General features: G+C 71.3%; 13 protein-coding genes. 4 read left to right on the forward strand and 9 right to left on the reverse strand.

All coding sequences use genetic code 11. The annotated features are described in order from the left end of the window. Positions 1–44: 44 nt before the first annotated feature. From C3V38_RS13160 to C3V38_RS13185, 6 genes are all read right to left on the reverse strand, one after another. Positions 45–1,046, reverse strand: a complete 1,002-nt coding sequence (locus C3V38_RS13160; protein ID WP_070722051.1) for a hypothetical protein — start codon at positions 1,044–1,046, stop codon at positions 45–47. Positions 1,047–1,133: 87 nt separating this feature from the next. Next, positions 1,134–1,949 carry a hypothetical protein gene (locus C3V38_RS13165; RefSeq protein WP_007629024.1) on the reverse strand — a complete coding sequence of 272 codons (816 nt, stop codon included), beginning with the start codon at positions 1,947–1,949 and terminating at the stop codon, positions 1,134–1,136. Between the two features lie 59 nt (positions 1,950–2,008). Beyond that, on the reverse strand, positions 2,009–2,665 hold the full coding sequence (locus C3V38_RS13170; protein ID WP_106385969.1) for a TetR/AcrR family transcriptional regulator: 657 nt from the start codon (positions 2,663–2,665) through the stop codon (positions 2,009–2,011). Continuing rightward, positions 2,662–3,120 carry a DUF3817 domain-containing protein gene (locus tag C3V38_RS13175; protein WP_106385970.1) on the reverse strand — a complete coding sequence of 153 codons (459 nt, stop codon included), beginning with the start codon at positions 3,118–3,120 and terminating at the stop codon, positions 2,662–2,664. The genes C3V38_RS13170 and C3V38_RS13175 overlap by 4 nt, the downstream gene beginning before the upstream one ends. 83 nt (positions 3,121–3,203) lie before the next feature. Next, the gene (locus C3V38_RS13180) at positions 3,204–5,771 is read right to left on the reverse strand and encodes an RNA helicase (protein ID WP_254425989.1); all 2,568 of its coding nucleotides are present in this window, start codon (positions 5,769–5,771) and stop codon (positions 3,204–3,206) included. Next, entirely contained in the window at positions 5,761–6,225 is a 465-nt protein-coding gene (locus tag C3V38_RS13185; protein ID WP_254425955.1) for a hypothetical protein, read from the reverse strand. The genes C3V38_RS13180 and C3V38_RS13185 overlap by 11 nt, the downstream gene beginning before the upstream one ends. On the opposite strand from C3V38_RS13185, the gene C3V38_RS13190 reads away from it, so the two are divergent. Continuing rightward, entirely contained in the window at positions 6,224–7,366 is a 1,143-nt protein-coding gene (locus C3V38_RS13190) for an IS630 family transposase (RefSeq protein WP_061917901.1), read from the forward strand. The genes C3V38_RS13185 and C3V38_RS13190 overlap by 2 nt on opposite strands. A 44-nt stretch (positions 7,367–7,410) precedes the next feature. On the opposite strand, the gene C3V38_RS13195 is transcribed toward C3V38_RS13190, so the two are convergent. After that, entirely contained in the window at positions 7,411–8,361 is a 951-nt protein-coding gene (locus tag C3V38_RS13195; RefSeq protein ID WP_061228816.1) for a proteasome assembly chaperone family protein, read from the reverse strand. Between the two features lie 211 nt (positions 8,362–8,572). On the opposite strand from C3V38_RS13195, the gene C3V38_RS13200 reads away from it, so the two are divergent. After that, on the forward strand, positions 8,573–9,814 hold the full coding sequence (locus tag C3V38_RS13200) for a DUF4192 domain-containing protein (RefSeq protein ID WP_254425990.1): 1,242 nt from the start codon (positions 8,573–8,575) through the stop codon (positions 9,812–9,814). A 26-nt stretch (positions 9,815–9,840) separates the two neighbouring features. On the opposite strand, the gene galE is transcribed toward C3V38_RS13200, so the two are convergent. Together galE and C3V38_RS13210 are read right to left on the reverse strand one after the other, a co-directional pair. Next, complete coding sequence (gene galE, locus C3V38_RS13205) at positions 9,841–10,821, reverse strand: UDP-glucose 4-epimerase GalE (protein WP_007627545.1); 981 nt, start codon at positions 10,819–10,821, stop codon at positions 9,841–9,843. Beyond that, entirely contained in the window at positions 10,818–11,507 is a 690-nt protein-coding gene (locus C3V38_RS13210; protein WP_007627547.1) for a metal-dependent transcriptional regulator, read from the reverse strand. Before C3V38_RS13210 ends, galE begins: the two co-directional genes overlap by 4 nt. Before the next feature lie 223 nt (positions 11,508–11,730). Here C3V38_RS13210 and C3V38_RS13215 point away from each other — a divergent pair, with 223 nt between their 5' ends. Next, on the forward strand, positions 11,731–12,963 hold the full coding sequence (locus tag C3V38_RS13215) for an acetoin utilization protein AcuC (RefSeq protein WP_043566431.1): 1,233 nt from the start codon (positions 11,731–11,733) through the stop codon (positions 12,961–12,963). Positions 12,964–13,009: 46 nt separating this feature from the next. Then, the gene (locus C3V38_RS13220; RefSeq protein WP_106385971.1) at positions 13,010–15,778 is read left to right on the forward strand and encodes a GNAT family N-acetyltransferase; all 2,769 of its coding nucleotides are present in this window, start codon (positions 13,010–13,012) and stop codon (positions 15,776–15,778) included. Positions 15,779–15,805 lie beyond the last annotated feature (27 nt).

Here is a 15,805-nt window from a genome sequence, read left to right on the forward strand (position 1 = left end):
CTGTGGCGGGATCGGGCGCCGGGCCCTTCCCGGCGGTGCCGATCCTACGTCTCACCGGTGCCGGGATCGTCGGAGGCGCGCAGGTCGCGGGAGTTCCCGCCGGCGACTCGTCGCGCGAGATCGGGGTAGACGTCGTCGAGTTCGGCGGTGATCTCGGCGAGGTGGATCTTGAAGTTGACGGGGACGAACACCCTGTCGACGAACTCCGACTCGGCCGTGATGGTCGAGCCGTCGAACACGTACCGGCACCACAGTGAGTCGCGGTTGAGGATCGCGACCTCGGTCTCGGCCGCCGCCGCGTCCTGCACCCCGGTCACCAGCGGGCTGCGGAACACGATGAGGGGGAGGGAGCGGTGTGCGCGCACGAAGAGCAGGACACAGCCCGCGGGAACGGTGAACACGTCGTGCTCGTCGGGGTGCATGCGTCTGCGGTAGACCTCGGCGAGCGCCGCGCCCACCGCCCTGGTCGCCTGGTCGGGGTCGGTGATGGGTTGCGGGCGGAAGTCGTCCTCGTCGCCGCTCCCGTGTGGTTCCGTGGGGCCGCCGGGGCGTGCCGCGCTCGCGTCCGCGGGATCCGGGCCGGACGCCGCAGCCCGGGCGTCCGGGTCGTCGACGTCGGCCACGTCGTGGAGGAAGACCGGGTGTCGGATTCCGAAGACCTGCTCGAGCGTGCCGGCGACGAGGTGGGCGAGTTCGGTGGCCCGGTCCGTGGGCAGGGCGACCTGGGGCCCGGGTGTCGGCATCGCCGTCGCCTCGGCGTCCGCGGCCCGCCAGCCGAGCGCGGCCAGTTGCGCGAGTTGCGCGGGTCGCAGCGGGGCGGGGGCGTCGTCCGATCCACCCCCGGAGACCTCGGCTTCGAGTCGCCGCTGTCCCACCGCGGTGAAGCGGATGAACGGCGTGAGGGGCGACGGCGCGCCGAGGACGGGCACCGCCAGGTCGAAGGTGGCACCGGGGATCAGGTCACGCAGGAGATCCGCCAGGCGGGAGGCGAACCGGTCCCACCCGGCGGCGATCGACGCGTCCACGTCGAACTCGAATGCCGGCATGCTTGGCAGTCAACCATCGAGTCACCGCGCCCGTCAGCGGTTCGGGCGGTGTCCGACCCGCAGGGGCCGGGGATCGTCGGCGCCTGGTCAGGCGTTCTCGCGCGCGTGCCCCGCCTGGTGGTCCGCCCAGTACTCGTCGGAACCGTCGAAGCCCACCCGGATGCCGCCGCGGTGCTCGATGATCTCCGGCTCGATCGGTGAGATCGTGCGTTCCGCCGCCAGGGCGGCGGCGACGTCCGGGAACTCAGACAGGTGACGGAGCTGGGTCCAGGTGGGAGGGAGGAGCATGGAGTGACCCGCGCGGAAGTCGGCGAGCAGGTCGACCGGGCGCGCCCACATGGTGAGGTCGACCTCGGTGGTCTGGTCGTCGGGTTCCTGACCCACGGGTAGCGCGGCGAGGAAGAACCGGGTGTCGTACCGGCGGGGCTCGACCGACGGGGTGATCCAGTGGTCGAACGGGCGCAGGCGATCCGCGGCGAGGGACAGCTCCTCGCGGGCCAGAAAGGCACTGAACGACAGCTCGTGGGCCTCGAGCTCGGTGCGCGCCGCGTGGTACCGCCCCGCGTCGGAGACGGGCGCGCCGTCCCGGTGGTCGGCGAGGAGGACGCCGCACTCCTCGAAGGTCTCGCGGGCGGCGGCGCAGACCAGCCGCCGTGCGCGCGGTTCGTCGCAGCCGAGGCGCTCGGCCCACCACGCGGGGGCGGGGCCGGTCCAGGCGAGGTCGGGGTCGTCGTCGGCGGCGTCGACGCCACCCCCGGGGAACACGGTCATCCCGCCGGCGAAGGCCATGCCCTTCACGCGGCGCGCGACGAACACCTCCGGGCCGGCATCGGAGTCGCGGATCACCATCACGGTGGAGGCGTCCTTGACGGGGCGGGCGGTGGTCTGGTCAACCTCGGTCATGAGGTCAGTCTCGCCCGCCGCATAGTGACACGCGCCACCGGGGTCCGCTCACGGCCCCGTCAGACCGTCGAGTCGACGCCGTCGCCGGGGTCCGACGTGGGGCCGCCCTCGGGGCGGTCGGTCAGTACGCCGTAGAGGACCCGCCGGACGTGCACCTCGAGTTCCCTGCGTCCCTCGCTGGCGGAGGAGCGCTCGACGCCGCACCGCACGAGGGTCATGTAGAGGACGTCGAACACGGTCTGGGCGGCGCCGGCCATGTCCGCGGGTGTCACCGCGTCGCCCGCGTACCCCGCGAGTACGGCGGCGATGAGCTCCCGCAGCTCGCCGAGGATGCGTTGCGCTTCGGCCCGGTGGGGGCCGGCCTCCCCGAACAACGTCTCGCGGTGATAGGCGGCGATGTTCTCCGGCTGCCTGTCGAGCGCCACCAGCAGGGGCTCGCACAGGACGACCAGGTCCTCGACCGCGTCCCCGGTCTCGGGAACGGTCTCGACCATCGCGCGGAACTCCTCGTTGGCGACCATGCACAGGAGTTCGCCCTTGGACTGGGCGTAGCGGAAGAGCGTCCCCGTTCCGACCTCGGCGCGGTCGGCCACCTGCTGGGTGGTGACGGTCGAGTACCCGTGCCGGGAGAACAGTTCGAGGGCGGCGGCGTGGATGCGCCGCTGTTTGTCGGCCTTGTTGAGCTCGCGGCGGCCCGGCTCTCGGGTCTGACTCACGAGAACCACTCGGTGGGCGGGCCGGCGGTGACCAGTAGCGAGAACACGATCGCCACCACGATCAGGGTGACCACCAGCGCCACGACGGGCGAGCGCAGTGCGAAGGCGAGGACCCGGTCCGCCGGGCTGCCGGGCCGGTCGCCACCCGGACCGAGTCGCCACGGGCCCTCGAGCAGGCCACGTCGCTCGACCGACCGCTCGAACGGGACCGTGGCGTACGGGATCACCGCCGAGGCCAGACCGAGGATCCCGGTGCCGGCGGACCAGCGCTTGTCCGTCCACACCGCCAGGGTCGCCACGACGTAGCACAGGAACACGAATCCGTGGATGCCGCCACCCACCGAGGTGGCCCAGTCCTGCCCGAAGCCGTATTTGCCGATCATCCCCAGAATCAGGAGAGTCCAGGTGACCACCTCCGCCAGAGCGAGTCGCTTGTAGAGAACGCGGGGGGTCACGGCAGGCCTCCAGTCATCGGGTGGGGTTCGTCGGACATCGTACGGTCCCCGGCCCGGTGGGCGGCCCCCCGGTCGGCGACGACTCACCCGTGGAGTGCGAGCGAGGCGAAGCGGACCTCCCCGGCCTCGTCACTGGCGGCGAGATCCACCACCCCCTCGATCGCCCAGCCGTGGTCGCCCTCGGGGTCGTCGAGCACCTGGCGCACCCGCCACGTCCCCGGAGACACCGCGGGGCCCGACTCGCTCACGGTGAACAGCGCCGGGCCCCGCGCGGCGGGCCCGGTCCCGATCTCGTCGTATTCGTCCCAGTAGGCGTCGATCTCCGAGTCCCAGTCGGGGTGCTCGGGCACGTCGGTGTCCAGCTCGGCGAGCCGTTCGATGTCGTCGCGGGCGAGCAGTTCGACGCGGCGGAACATCGCGTTGCGCACCATCACCCGGAACGCACGCCGGTTCGCCGTCACCGGGCGGGCCGCGCCCGCGCTCTCGCCGAAGGCCAGTTCGGCGACCTGCTCAGCGGATACGTCGGGATCGGTGAGCAGCTCCCACTCGTCGAGCAGGCTGGAGTCGACCTGCCGGACCAGTTCGCCCAGCCACTCCACGAGGTCGTCGAACTCCTCGGAACGGCGGTCGGCGGGGACGGTCTGACGCAGCGCGCGGTAGGCGTCGGTGAGGTAGCGCAGGACGGCGCCCTCGGACCGGCCGAGGCCGTAGGCCGAGACGAGGTCCGAGAAGGTCATCCCGCGCTCGACCATCTCGCGGATGACCGACTTGGGGGACGGCTCGATCCCCGACACCCACGGGTGCCCTGCGCGGTAGGCGTCGTACGCGTCGGCGAGGAGGTCGGACAGGGGCTTGGGCCAGGAGATGTCCTCGACCAGCTCCATCCGTTCGGAGTACTCCACGCCGTCGGCCTTGAGGGCGGCGATCGCCTCGCCGCGGGCCTCGCGCTGCTGTGCGTAGAGGATCGGGCGCGGGTCGTCGAGCACCGCCTCGATGACGGAGACCAGGTCCAGCTCGGGGGTCGGGGAGTCGGGGTCGAGGACCTCCATCGCGGCGATCGCGAACGGGGCCAGCGGTTGGTTCAGGGCGAAGTCCCGTTGGAGATCCACGGTCAGCCGTACGTGGCGCCCGTCGTCGTCGGGCTCGGCCAGTCGTTCGACGATCCCGGCGGCCTCCAGCCCCCGGAACAGCTCGATCGCGCGCAGGACGTGGTGGCGCACCCGCGCGCGGGTCTCGTGCGAGGACAGCAGGAGGTGCCGCATGTGGGTGTAGCAGCTGCCGGGTCGGGAGATGATGTTGAGCAGCATCGAGTTGCTCACCTCGAAGCGGCTCGTGAGCTGCTCGGGCTGGGCGCCGACGAGCTTGTCGAAGGTGGAGCGCGACCAGTTGACGAAGCCCTCCGGGGGCTTCTTCTTGGCGGCCTTGGCCTTCTTCTTGGGGCTCGCGGCGGCCTTCGCGGCGGCCTTGGCGTTCTCGATCTCGTGCTCGGGGGCGAGCACCACGACGAATCCCTCGGTGTCGAAGCCTGCGCGGCCCGCACGGCCGGCGATCTGGTGGAACTCGCGCGCCTTGAGCACGCGCTGTCGGCGGCCGTCGAACTTGGTGAGGCCGGTGAACAGGACGGTGCGGATGGGGACGTTGATGCCCACGCCGAGGGTGTCGGTGCCGCAGATGACGGTGAGCAGGCCGTCCTGGGCCAGCCTCTCGACGAGCCGGCGGTACTTGGGCAGCATCCCGGCGTGGTGGACGCCGATGCCGTGGAGGAGGAGCTTGCGGAGCGTCCTACCGAAGTTCGTGGTGAAGCGGAAGCCGCCGATCTCGGTGGCGATGGCGGCTTTCCGATCCTTGTCGGCCACGGCGAGCGAGGTCAGGGCCTGGGCCTGTTCGAGCGCGGCGGCCTGGGTGAAGTGGACGATGTAGACGGGGGCTTTGCCGTCGCGCAGCAGCAGCTCGACCGACTCGTGGACGCCGGACAGCGCGTACTCGAACGAGAGCGGCACCGGGCGCTCGGTGCCGCCGATGTAGACGCACTGCCGACCGGTGCGCCGGTGCAGGTCCTCCTGCAGCCAGTCCACGTCGCCGAGCGTGGCGGACATGAGCAGGAACTGGGTGTCGGGCAGCTCAATGAGCGGGACCTGCCACGCCCAGCCCCGGTCGGGCTCCGAGTAGTAGTGGAACTCGTCCATCACCACCTGCCCGATCTCGGCGCCCGCCCCTTCGCGCAGCGCGATGTTGGCGACGATCTCGGCCGTCGCGCAGACGATGGGGGCGTCGGCGTTGACGGCGGCGTCGCCGGTGAGCATGCCGACGTTCTCGGCCCCGAACACCTCGCACAGCGCGAAGAACTTCTCGCTCACGAGCGCCTTGATAGGCGCGGTGTAGTAACTGCGCTGACCGCGGGCCATCGCGGCGAAGTGGGCGCCGAGGGCGACCAGGGACTTGCCTGACCCGGTGGGGGTGGCGAGCACGACGTGGCTCCCGGCGGCCATCTCGAGTACGGCCTCCTCCTGGGCCGGGTACAGCGTCAGACCCCGGTCCGCGGCCCAGGCCACGAACGCGTCGAACACCGCCTCCTCGTGGAGGTCGGCGGGGACGTCGTCGAGATCGGTGAGGAGTTGGGGCAGCTGCACCCGGCCGAGCCTAGTGGGCATCTCCGTTAGTTCGTCGGGGGTCGGTGATCCAGGCGGTGGGGTCGCCGAGATAGAGGCCGCAGGCGGTGTCGAGGGCTTCTGCGGGAGTGCCTGAGGGCCATCCGTTTGGCAGGGCGGCTTGCTGGTAGTCGTCGTGGCTGGCGCGGTAGATCGCAAAACCCCACTGGCTGGCTGATCCGGCGTAGCGCAGTCGGCAGAGCTTGACTTCGTCCCCGTCGGTCAAGGTGGCATCGATGTAGGCGAATCCGGCCCGGTAGCGGGTGTGCAGGGCCTGGATCTGGGGCCACCGTTCGGCAGCGCGGGCCAGGAGTTTCTGTCGCAGTGAGGTCTGTGTCGAGTCGGGGATCTTGGCCATGGTCTCCATCATCGCCGCCGCCGTTTCTCGCCCTCGACTTTCGGCTTGTTCCGGCGTGGCGGCTTGGCGGGCGCCGCTGGGTGCGTCAGAAATGAACATGCCTCCCACCAGCGCCGTTATCGTCATCCTGTCCGGCAAAGAACGCGACGTGCTGACCCGCCGCGCGCACGCTGCTCGTTGTGCGCACCGCGATGTACTGCGAGCCCGGATCGTCCTGGCGGCCGCTGCCGGTGATGCCAACGCTGCGATCGCCCGCGAGGTCGGGGTGTGCGAAGACACGGTGCGCCAGTGGCGGCATCGGTTCTGCACCGAGCGCCTGGAGGGTCTCAAAGATCGGCCCCGCTCGGGACGACCGCGAGTGTTCACCCCCGTCGAGGTCGCCCAGGTCAAAGCGTTGGCGTGTACGCGCCCGGCTGACCACGGTCTGCCACTGACCAGATGGTCGGCCGCCGAGTTGAGAGCCCACGCCGTGGCCACAGGGCTGGTGCGCCCCGTGGCGTCGGCGACGATCGGGCGCTGGCTGGCCGCAGATGCGATCAAGCCGTGGCAGCACCGGTCGTGGATTTTTCCCCGCGACCCCGACTTCGCCGTCAAGGCCGCCCGGGTGCTGGACCTGTACCACCGGCGCTGGAACGGCGTTGCTCTCGGCGACGATGAGTACGTCATCAGTGCGGACGAAAAATCACAGCTCCAAGCCCTCAAACGCCGTCACGCCGAGACTCCCGCCAGGCCCGGTCAGCCGCGGCGCGTGGAGTTCGAGTACCGCCGCGGTGGGACGTTGGCCTACTTCGCCGCCTACGACGTCCACCAGGCCCGCGTGATGGGGATGACCGCACCCAAGACAGGGATCGCCCCGTTCACCGAACTGGTCGAGCAGGTGATGACCCAAGAGCCATACGCATCCGCGAAGCGAGTGTTCTGGGTCGTCGACAACGGCTCATCCCACGCAGGTCAGGCCTCGAAAGACCGGATGCGTCATGCGTTTCCCAACGCGGTCCTGGTGCACCTTCCGGTGCACGCCTCGTGGCTCAACCAGGTCGAAATCTACTTCTCGATCCTGCAGCGCAAAGCCATCGCCACCGGCGACTTCGCAGACCTCGACGATCTCGCCGCACGCATCCTCGCGTTCCAGGATCGCTACAACCGAAGCGCCGAACCGTTCGGCTGGAAGTACACCCGCGACGACCTCAACCGCCACCTCGACCGCCTCAACAACGACGGCACCCTCCGCGCAGCATGACCCCCGACGAACTAACGGAGATGCCCACTAGTCGCCGGCGGGCGTCACCCGTCGCGTTGCGGGTCGTCGCCCTGCCCGCCGTCGCCCGTCTGCTGGGCGAGGAACCGCTCGAACTCCGCTCCGATCTCGTCGCCCGACGGCAGTGGCTTGCCGCCCGGGTTGAGGGAGTCGGAACCGAGGCGCGTCTCCATGAACTCGTCGTACTGCTTCTCCATGAGCTCCACGGCGGTGAGGATCTCGGGGCTCTGCGCGATCTGCGCGTTGACCTGGGCGGTGAACTCCTCGGCGGCCTTCTCCAGCTCGGCGGTGGGCAGCTCGAGGTCGGCGATCTCGGCGATGCTGCCGACCAGGTGCAGCACGGCTGCCGGGTAGGCCGTCTGCGACAGGTACTGCGGCACGTGCACGGTGAAGCCCGCGGAGGGAATCCCGTGTTCGGCCATCCGCAGCTCGAGCAGGGAGGTCACGTTGCCGGGCACCGAGAACTCGCCGGGCCAGGCGGAGAACCCCTTGATGAGGTCCACATCGCTGGCGTGGGCGCTCGAGTTGGTGGGCCGGGTGTGGGGGACGCCGAGGGGCATCGCTCCCAGCCCGATCGACATCCGGACCCCGAAGGACCCGGCGAGGTCGATCACGGACTCGGTGAAGCCGTCCCACTTGAGATCCGGCTCGAGCCCGGACAGGAGCAGGAAGGACGTTCCGTCGGAGGCCTTGACCGCGTGCATCTGGATGGTCGGCTCGTTGTAGTCCGCGAAGCGGTCGAACGAGTACTTGAGATGCGGGCGGCGCGAGCGGTAGTCCACGAGCTCGTCGACGTCGAACTCGACGATGAGCTGGGAGTCCAGGCTCTCGCGGAGATGCTCGGACACGCCCTGGATCGCCAGTCCGGCATCGGAGAAGCCCTCCAGTCCGTGCACGAGGACCGGCCCGCGGCCGTCCTCGGAACGCAGGTCGGGAACGGGTTCGATCAGTCGGTACAGATCGCTGTGCCTGGCCATGTCGACTCCTCTCGTCACCACACCCCGTCCGTCGGTGGCGGGGCTCGCCCGGTCGTCCATCCGGGACGGGGGGTTCACCACTGTCACAACGTCACCACCCGCGAGATGATTCCCGCGCGATCCCCACAGGCCCCGTCTCCCTCCACAGGCGGCGGTCGGTCCGGCGTCCCGGGGCGGGGAGCGGCCGCCGGGGTGGCCGATGGTGGGTCCGGTGCACGACACCCGCGGACCACGCCACGACGGGGCGTGGACGCGCGAGACGAACGGGCGGCGAGCGATGACGACGGGCGAGTTGAAGGACGAGGGCGGCACGGACGGGCGGGCGACGGTGGTGATCACCTCGCCGGAGGAGCTGATCGCCTCGATACCGGCGATGCTCGGCTTCCCGCCGGGGCCGGGGTCGGTGGTGATCCTGTGCGGTCGCACCGCGGACGGTGGACAGGGGCCGGTGGTGCGGATGGACGTCGACGGGTTGCTGGACGACGGCCGGGGGTTCCCCGGGGACGATGACCTTGTCGACGACCCCGACGACCCCGACGATCCCGACTCGATCGGTCGTGCCCGTCCGGCGATCGACCCCGGCCCGGCGCGGGGACTCGCGCGGTTCTGCGCGCGGGAGGGCATCGACTCGGTGCACCTGGTGGTGGTCCACGAGAACTGTGCGGACGGGTATCTGGCGGGGCTGCGTGCGGAGGACGCCGCGTCGGCGTTCGAATACTGGCTGGGCGAGGCGGGCACCGGGGTGGAGGCGGCCTACGGGGTCGGTGAGTTCGCCGAGGGGGAGCCGTGGGTGGATCTGTTCGGGATTACCCGGGGTGTGCAGATCGACCCGGACACGACGCAGATCGCCGCGGTACACGCGTACGACGGCCGCGTCCGGGCCGGCTCGAGGGACGAGATCGACCGGCTGTACCTCGTCCGCGACCCCGACGCGTGCGACGAGGACCGCCCGGATGACGCCGTCGTGGGCGGTGCGGGAGAGGTGGACGCGGCCGACCCGGGTGGCGGGTTCGCAGGGGGACGCGACCGGCGCGCGGAGCGGGCGCGCGCGGTCGCGGCGGCGGTGGAGCGCCATGACGACGCCGCGCGTCGGCTGGGAGTGGGGGAGGAGGTCGACGACGACGAGCTCGCCGCCATCGGGCGGGACCTGCTGGTGATCGCCGTTCGTGACGAGATCTACCGACGTCTCGCGCAGCGGGGGCTGGGCGATCGCGACGGTCGGCGGCTCGTGTGGTGGGCGGTCGCGCGTCGTCGGCCCGCGCGCGAACGCTCGGTGGCGCTGTTGCTGTTGGGTGCGGCGTCGTACTTCGCGGGCAGCGGGGTGCACGCGTGGTCGGCGCTGTCGGCCGCCGTCGACGCCGACCCGGGGAACAACCTGGCCCGGCTGCTGCTCCAGGGGCTGCACCACGGGATGGCGCCCGAGCGGCTCAGGAGGGTGGCGGCGACCGCGTGAGCCGTGTCCGCGGCGGGGGCCGCCCGTCAGCGGGGGGCCGAGTGGGCGCGGTCGCCGAGCGCCCCGGTGAACGCCCAGGCGTCCTCGACCACCGTGCGCAGGTCCGTCCGGGTGGGGTTCCAACCGAGCTCGGCGATCGCCCGGGCGCTCGAGGCCACGAGGACCGCGGGGTCGCCGGCGCGCCGGGGGGCGACGACGTCCGGGATCGGGTGCCCGGTGACCTCGCGGCACACGTCGATCACCTCGCGGACGGAGAATCCCTCGCCGCTGCCGAGATTGAGCACACGGTGGACCCCCGGGGCGTTGGACTCCAGGGCCAGCAGGTGGGCGTCCGCGAGGTCCGCGACGTGGATGTAGTCGCGGATGCAGGTGCCGTCGGGGGTGGGCCAGTCGTCGCCGAAGACCTTGATGTGGTCCCGGTGACCCAGGGCGACCTGGAGCACCAGCGGGATGAGGTGGGTCTCCACGACCCGGTTCTCACCCGCGCCGTGGTAGGCGCCGGCGACGTTGAAGTAGCGCAGGCTGGTCGCGGCGAGTCCGTGCGCGACCGCGTACGAGGTGATGGCGTGGTCGATCGCCAGCTTGGTCGCCCCGTAGGTGTTGGTCGGCCGGGTGGGCATGTCCTCGGTGATGGGCACCTGCTCGGGCTCGCCGTAGGTGGCCGCGGTGGAGGAGAACACGAGGTTCCCGACACCGGCCGCCCGCATGGCGTCCAACAGGGCCAGCGACGTGACCACGTTGCCCTGCCAGTACTCCTCGGGCTTCTCGACGGACTCGCCGACGAGCGAGCGCGCGGCGAAGTGCAGCACGCCGTCGAAGGACGGGTCGAGGACCTCGCCCGCGCGGGCGGCGACGTCACCCTCGAGGAAGGTCGCCCCCTCGGGGACGCCGTCCCGGTTACCGGTGGACAGGTCGTCGAGGATCACCACCTCGTGCCCGCGCTCGATGAGGACGGTGGCGCACACTCCGCCGACGTACCCGGCCCCGCCGGTGACGAGGAGTTTCACGACAGGATCTCGACCTGGATGGCGTGGGCGTGGTCGCCGTCGAGTTCGACGGTGCGGCCGTCCCCCGAGTCGAGTTCGACGAGGTGCCCGCGGCGGGTCGCGGTGACGGTCTTGAGCGGCTCCACGCCGGCGGCGCGGAACTCGGAGATCAGGTCCGTGTCGATCTGCACGTTCTCGCCGATCGCCCGGATGCGCACGGTGTGCGGTGTGTCGGTGGGCAGCGCGGATAGCCGGACGTGGTCGCCGTGGTCGAGCGTCGACTCGGCGTAGCCGATGCGGTCCAGACCGGGGATCGGATTGCCGTAGGGCGACGTCCGGGGGTCGTCGAGCACCTCGATGAGACGCCGTTCGACGTCGTCGCTCATCACGTGCTCCCACCGGCACGCCTCGGCGTGGACCTTCTCGAGCTCGAGCCCGATCACGTCCACCAGGAGCCGCTCGGCCAGGCGGTGCTTGCGCATCACGTCCACCGCGAGCTCGCGCCCGGTGGCGGTGAGCTGGAGGTGCCGGTCGGGTGCGACGAGCACCAGCCCGTCGCGCTCCATCCGGGCCACCGTCTGGCTCACGGTCGGGCCGCTCTGCTCGAGGCGCTCCGCGATCCGCGCCCGCAGCGGGATCACGCCCTCCTCCTCGAGTTCGTAGATGGTGCGGAGGTACATCTCGGTGGTGTCCACCAGGTCCTTCACGCTGCAGTCCTCCACGTCTGGATTCGAATCGACATCCCGGTGGGTGACGACACCGACCGGGTTCTCACACCGAGACTACCGTCGGGCCACCGACCGGGGTGGGGAGCCGACGTTCATCGGCCGCCCCCGTCGTCGCCGCGTAGATTGTTGAGGTGATGTACCCCACGGATCTGGCGGGGTGCGCGGGCCGGGAGAGACCCGGTCCGACGAGAGGGCGGTGGCCATGGCCGGGATCGCGGACGGCGTCGAGGCGAAGGTGGTGTGGAGCCCGTCGCTGCTCGAGTACCGACACTCCGCCGATCACCCCATGAGTCCGAGGCGCCTCGACCTGACCATGTCGCTGGCCACCGAACTCGGCGTGCTGCAGGGGGTGGAGTTGCTCGATCCCGGCACGGCCGGTGACGACGAGCTGCTGCGGGTGCACACCTCGCGCTACATCGACGCCGTGAAGGCGGCCGGCGACCTGTCGCCGGGGGAGCACGTCGGGATGAGCCACGGTCTGGGCACGGCCGACAACCCGACGTTCCCGGCGATGCACGAGGCCAGCGCGGCGGTCGCCGGCGGCACGCTGACGGCCGCCCGCGCGGTGGCCAGCGGGGCCGCGACGCGCGCGGTCTCCGTCGCCGGCGGGATGCATCACGCGATGCCCGCGGCCGCCGCCGGATTCTGCGTGTACAACGACGCGGCCGTGGCGATCAGCTGGCTGCTGGACAACGGTTTCGACCGCATCGCCTACGTCGACATCGACGTCCACCACGGCGACGGCGTCCAGACCGCGTTCTACGAGGATCCCCGCGTCCTCACGGTCTCACTGCACCAGCACCCCGCGACCCTCTGGCCGTCGACGGGCTGGGCGTCCGAGGCCGGCGTGGGCCGCGCGGAGGGCACGGCCGTCAACCTCGCGTTCCTGCCCGCGGTCACCGACGACCTCTGGCTCCGCGGTTTCCACGCCGTGGTCCCGGGCGTCCTGCGCGCGTTCGAACCGCAGATCATCGTCCTGCAGGCGGGGTGCGACTCGCACCGCGAGGACCCCCTCGCCGATCTGTCGTTGACCGTCGACGGACACCGGCGTTCATACCTTGACGTCATCGCCCTGGCCGACGAGCTCTGCGAGGGGCGCCTCATCGCGGTCGGCGGCGGTGGCTACGAGCTGGTGCGGGTGGTCCCGCGCTCGTGGACCCACCTCATCGCGGCGGTTCTCGGGGCGCCGGTCGACCCGGGCACGGCGATCCCGGAGGGGTGGCGGTCCGCCGCCGGTCGGCTCACCGTTCCCGATCGGGTCCCGAAGGTGATGGGCGACGGCGAGATGCCGACGTTCGCACCGTGGGAGCCGGCGGGCGCCGACCGCGGGGTCGAGATGGACCGCTCGCTGGCCCGGCTGGACCAGTCGATCCTCGACACCCGTCGCACGGTCTACCCCCTGCTGGGGCTCGATCCCGACGACCCCCGGGACTGACCGCTTCTCGAGCCCCGTCCGGCACGACCTCGCATTGGAGGACCCCATGGCGCACCCCGGCGACCCCTCGACCGGCCCCACCGCGACCGAGACCCCGGAACCCGGCGGGCGTCCGGGCGATCCGACCCCCGCGGTCGATCCGCCCGAGCACGCCTCGACCGACACCTCGGTCGACGAGTACCCCGAGGGCTACCCGCACGAGTGGGCCGCGGACGTCCTCGGCTCGGACGGCCGGGCGGTGCGGATCCGCCCGATCCTGCCCAACGACGCCGAGAAGATCGCCCGCTTCCACACCAGCCTGTCCGAACGCACCCGTTACCTGCGCTACTTCGGATCCCGGGACGTCCTGAGCGATCGGGAACTACGGCGGATGACCCACGTCGATTACCGCGACCGGATGGCGTTCGTCGCCGAGTTGGGCGCGGAGATCATCGGGATGGCGATCTACGAACGGCTGCCGGACTCCACGTTCGCGGAGGTCGCCTTCACGATCTCCGATCAGCACCAGGGCCGGGGGCTGGGCTCGATCTTCCTCGAGCACCTGGCCGGCGCGGCGGCCGAGTGCGGGATCGACCACTTCGAGGCTGAGGTCCTCTCCGAGAACCGGTCGATGATCCAGGTGTTCCGCCGAGCCGGGTACGAGATCTCACGGTCCTTCGACGGCTCCACGCTGCACCTCGAGTTCGCCATCGATCCCACCGAGGCGCTGACGAACGTCCGGAACTCGCGGGAGGCCGCGGCGGAGGCCCGGAGCCTGGCGCGGGTGCTGAACCCGGGATCGGTCGCCGTGATCGGCGCGTCCGACCAGGTGGGCAAGATCGGCCACACCGTCATGCGCAACCTCATCGGCAACGGGTTCGCCGGCCCCGTCTACCCCGTCAACTCGGACGCCACCTCGGTGCAGTCGGTCCGCGCGTACGCGAGCGTCCGGCACATCCCGGATCCCGTCGACCTCGCCGTCGTCGCCGTGCCCGCCGCCTCGATGTCGGAGGTCCTCGACGACTGCCTGTCCAAGGAGGTGTCGACGCTCGTCGTCATCTCCGCCGGGTTCTCCGACGTGGGGAGCGCGGGAGTCGTCTCGGAGCGACGACTGGTCAGCGAGGCCAGGGCGCACGGGATGCGCGTCGTCGGCCCCAACGCGCTCGGTGTGATCAACACCTCCGCCGACGTCAAGCTCAACGCCACGCTGGCCGAGGTCGTCCCCGGCCCGGGCCGGGCCGGATTCTTCTGCCAGTCCGGTGCGCTCGGCATCGCGATCCTCGCCGCCGCGGCGCGGCGCGGGCTCGGGCTGTCGACGTTCGTCTCCGCCGGCAACCGCGCGGACGTGTCCGGTAACGACCTGCTGCAGTACTGGGACACGGACACCTCGACCGAGGTGGTCCTGCTCTACCTTGAAAGCTTCGGTAACGCCCGCAAGTTCTCGCGGATCGCGCGGCGCGTGGCCCGCAACAAGCCGGTCGTGGTCGTGCGGCGGGCCGTGGACGACCTGGAGTCCGGCGTGGAGGGGCTTACCGCGAACGCGATCGGGGGACTGTTCCGCGACTCCGGCCTCATCCAGGTGGACTCCATCACCGACATGTTCGACACCGCCACCCTGCTCGCCTACCAACCGCTGCCCACCGGCGGCCGCCTGGGGATCGTGGGCAACTCCTCGGCCGTCGGCAGGCTCGGCGCGGACTCCGCCCGCCAGCAGGGGTTCACCGTCTCCCACGCCGTGGACCTGGGTGCCGGGGCGTCGCCCGAACAGTTCCGCGAGGCCATCGCGGACGCGCTCGCGCGAGACGAGGTCGACTCGGTTCTCACGGTGTTCGTCCCGCCGGTCGCCACGGATCCGGACTCCTATGCCGAGGCGATCCGCGCGGCGGCGGCGGAGAGCGCCAAGCCGGTGGTGAGTACGTTCCTCGCCGGCGAGGGCCTGCCCGAGGGGTTGACCGTGACGGACGAGTCGGGCGTGGCGGCCCGCGGTTCGATCCCGTCCTACCCCTACCCGGAACGCGCGGTGTCGGCGCTCGTGCGGGCCCGGCGGTACGCCGAGTGGCTCGACCGGCCGGCCGAGGAGCCCGCCGAATACTCCGATATCGACCGCGCTCGGGCCCGCGAGCTCGTGGACTCGCTGTCCCAGCTCCACGCCGGGACCGAGTCGTTCGAGCTCACGCAGGGCCAGGTCCGGGCCCTGCTCGAGTGCTACGGGATCGACATCGTCGACTACCGCGTCGTCACCGACGTCGATCAGGCCGTGATGGCGGCCGACGAGCTGGGCTACCCGGTAGCGGTCAAGGCGATGAGTGACCGGTGGCGCACCCGCAGCGACCAGTCGGGGGTCCGCCTCGACCTCGCCGACTCCGCGGCGGTGCGGCACGCCTTCGCGTTGCTCCAGTCCACGACCGGGTCGCGGTCGCTGCACGTGCAGAAGATGGCCACGAAGGGCGTCGCGGTGACCATCCGCGTCGCGGACCACCCGATCTTCGGCTCGTTGATCTCGTTCGGACTGTCCGGGATGCTCTCCGACCTGCTCGCCGACCGGGCGTTCAGCACACTGCCCATCTCCCCCTCCGAGGCGTCGGCGCTCCTCGGCAGACCGCGGGCGGCGCCGATCCTCGACGGCTACGCGGGGGACGCGCCGGTCGACCGCGACGCACTTGTGGAACTCATGGGGCGGGTGTCATGTCTGGTGGAGGACGTCCCCGAACTGCGCCGCCTGGCGATCGACCCCGGACTGGCCGCACCCGACGGGCTCTCCGTGCTCTACGCCACTGTGCGGCTCGGTCCGCCGCCCCTCTTCAGCGGGAACGAGGGGCCCCGCAGGCTCCGCTGACGCCGGTGCCCGGTGCCCGGTGCCCGG

This window comes from Dietzia sp. oral taxon 368, from assembly GCF_002999155.1.
Classification (GTDB): Bacteria; Actinomycetota; Actinomycetes; order Mycobacteriales; family Mycobacteriaceae; genus Dietzia; species Dietzia cinnamea.

Excerpts from the sequence above, each read along its gene's own strand:
- C3V38_RS13180 (WP_254425989.1), bottom strand. The coding sequence starts at position 5,771 with ATGCCCACTAGGCTCGGCCGGGTGCAGCTGCCCCAACTCCTCACCGAT.
- C3V38_RS13185 (WP_254425955.1), bottom strand. The coding sequence starts at position 6,225 with ATGTTCATTTCTGACGCACCCAGCGGCGCCCGCCAAGCCGCCACGCCG.
- C3V38_RS13165 (WP_007629024.1), bottom strand. The coding sequence starts at position 1,949 with ATGACCGAGGTTGACCAGACCACCGCCCGCCCCGTCAAGGACGCCTCC.
- C3V38_RS13215 (WP_043566431.1), top strand. The coding sequence starts at position 11,731 with ATGGCCGGGATCGCGGACGGCGTCGAGGCGAAGGTGGTGTGGAGCCCG.
- C3V38_RS13190 (WP_061917901.1), top strand. The coding sequence starts at position 6,224 with ATGCCTCCCACCAGCGCCGTTATCGTCATCCTGTCCGGCAAAGAACGC.
- C3V38_RS13160 (WP_070722051.1), bottom strand. The coding sequence starts at position 1,046 with ATGCCGGCATTCGAGTTCGACGTGGACGCGTCGATCGCCGCCGGGTGG.
- C3V38_RS13195 (WP_061228816.1), bottom strand. The coding sequence starts at position 8,361 with ATGGCCAGGCACAGCGATCTGTACCGACTGATCGAACCCGTTCCCGAC.
- C3V38_RS13220 (WP_106385971.1), top strand. The coding sequence starts at position 13,010 with ATGGCGCACCCCGGCGACCCCTCGACCGGCCCCACCGCGACCGAGACC.